Origin of the sequence: Pseudomonas indica NBRC 103045 (genome assembly GCF_002091635.1) — a bacterium.
In the GTDB taxonomy this organism is placed as follows: Bacteria; Pseudomonadota; Gammaproteobacteria; order Pseudomonadales; family Pseudomonadaceae; genus Pseudomonas_M; species Pseudomonas_M indica.
Genome location: NZ_BDAC01000048.1, coordinates 1 through 2,422 on the forward strand (window position 1 = coordinate 1; position 2,422 = coordinate 2,422).

Consider the following 2,422-nt stretch of genomic DNA (forward strand, 5'->3'; position numbering starts at 1 on the left):
CTCGCGCTGGATCAGGTCCACCAGATAACCGCTGTCCTGATGCCCGCCGGGACGGGCCAGTACCAGGCAGGCGCCGGTGATCAGCGGCCAGAAGAACTCCCATACCGATACGTCGAAGCCGTAGGGGGTCTTTTGCAGCACACGGTCGCCAGCACCGATGGGGAAGGCCTCCTGCATCCAGTGCAGGCGGTTCATCAGGGCACCGTGCTCGTTGAGCACGCCCTTGGGCTGGCCGGTGGAGCCGGAGGTGTAGAGCACATAGAGCAGGTCGCCGGGCTGGTTAGCCACAAGACGAATCTCGCCGAGCGTATCGGGCAACGGCTGGTCCAGGCACCAGGCCGGCACTGTCTCGGGCAGGCGCTCGCGCCATTGGCTGTGGGTCAGTACCAGCGGACAGGCAGCATCCTCCAGCAGGAAGGCCAGGCGCGCCGGCGGCAGGTGCGGATCGAGCGGCAGATAAGCGGCACCGGCCTTGACGATGCCCAGCAGGGCCACCACCAGCTCGACGCTGCGCTCCAGGCAGACCGCGACCACCTGTTCACGACCGATGCCTTGGGCAGCCAGGGCCTGTGCCAACTGATCGGCGCGCCGATGCAGGTCGGCGTAGCTGAGGGTTTCGCCCTCGAACACCAGTGCCGGCGCTTCGGGGTTGTGCTGCGCCTGGAAGGCCAGGGCCTCGCCCAGGGTCGCCGGGCAGGGGTAGGAGCGCATGGTGTCGTTCCAGTGCTGCAACTGGAGCTGGCGATCCGCTTCGCTCAGCGGTGTGAGCCGGGCGAGCGGGGTGTCAACGGCCTCCGGCAGGCATTCGAGGAAAGCCAGCCATTGCTCCAACCAGGCCTGCATGGTGGTTTCGTGGAACAGACTGGCGCGGTATTCCAGCATCACCGACAGGTTTTCGCCGTCGTCGTGCACTTCCCAGTTCTGGTCGAACTTGGCCGCCGGGGAGTGGATGTCCAGCGGTTGCAGGCGCAGTCCTGGCCATTGCAGCGCGGCACGCGTGCTGTTCTGCATGACGAAGGCCACTTGGAACAGCGGCGTGTGCGCCAGATCGCGCTCCGGTGCCAAGTGTTCGACCACCTGTTCGAAGGGCACGTCCTGGTGCTCCTGGGCGTCCAGCACGGCCTGCCTGACCTGGACCAGATAGTCGCCGAAGCGCTGCTCGGGGGCGAGCTCAGAGCGGATCACCACTGTATTGACGAAGCAGCCGATCAGCGGCTGCACGGCTTGCAGGCGGCGGTTGGCCACCGGCGTGCCGATACGCAGGTCCTGCTGGCCGCTGTAGCGGCCGAGGAACAGCTTGAGACCGGCCAGCAGGAGCATGAACGGGGTGACCTCGCGCTCGCGGGCGAAGCGCCGCAGGCGCTCGGCCAGCGCTGCCGGCACCTGGGCGAAGCAGGTGCCGGCGCGATTGTCGAGGCTGGCCGGACGCGGCAGGTCGGTGGGTAGCTCGAGACGGTAGTCGCCGTTCTCCAGGCGGTTCTGCCAGTACTCCAGCTGCTGGCGATAGACCTGCTGGCGCGCCTCGCTGCGTTGCCACAGGGCATAGTCGAGGTACTGCACCGGCAGCGTCGGCAGCTCGACGCGGCGCCCCTCCAGAGCGGCGCGATAGCCGGCGGCCAGCTCGTCCAGCAGCACCTGCAGCGACCAGCCGTCGGCGGCGCAGTGGTGCAGGCTGAGCAGCAGGAGGGCCTGGTCGGCGCAGGCGGAACGTACCAGGCGCACCCGCAGCGGATGCTCGTGGGTCAGGTCGAACGCGCGCCGGGACTCGGCCTCGGCGGCCTGGCGCTGGTAGGCGGGCCAATCGGCCGGGTCGCCGGCATGCTCTTCCACCGGCAGGTGGAAGGTGGCCGGGGCGTCGATCAGCAACTGGCCACCCTGGTCGTCGTCCTGCAGGCGGCTGCGCAGGATGGCGTGGCGTTCGACCAGCGTCTCGAAGGCCTGGCGCAGCGCCTCGACATCGAGTTCACCGGTGAGTGTCAGCGCGGTATTGATGCTGTATTCGCCCGAGCCCGGCGCCAGTTGTTCGAGGAACCACAGGCGCTGCTGCTCGTAGGACAGCGGCAGGCGCTCGGGGCGCGGCTGCGGCGTCAACTCGGCGGCGGCGCTGCCCGCCGGCGTGCCGAGCAGGGCGCTGAAGGCGCGCAGCGTCGGCTGCTCAAACAGTTGGCGCAGGGCCGGTGCCTGGCCGTACTCCTGGCGCAGGCGGGCGAGCAATACGGTGGCCAGCAGCGAGTGACCGCCCAGGCGGAAGAAGTGGCTGTCGCGGCCGATCAGCTCGACCGGTATTTCCAGCAGCTCGGCCCAGCGTTCGGCCATGCGCCGCTCGGCCTCGCCCTGGGGTTCCTCGTGGCGGTCCTCGACCTGCTCCAGTTGCGGACGCGGCAGTTGCTTGCGATCCAGCTTGCCGTTCGGGTTGAGCGGC

The 2,422-nt window shown here is 68.8% G+C and carries 1 protein-coding gene; it reads right to left on the minus strand.

The features are described 5' to 3' along the window. The coding region (locus PIN01S_RS26085) for a condensation domain-containing protein (RefSeq protein ID WP_139809711.1) at positions 1 to 2,422 on the minus strand (2,422 nt) is incomplete at both ends.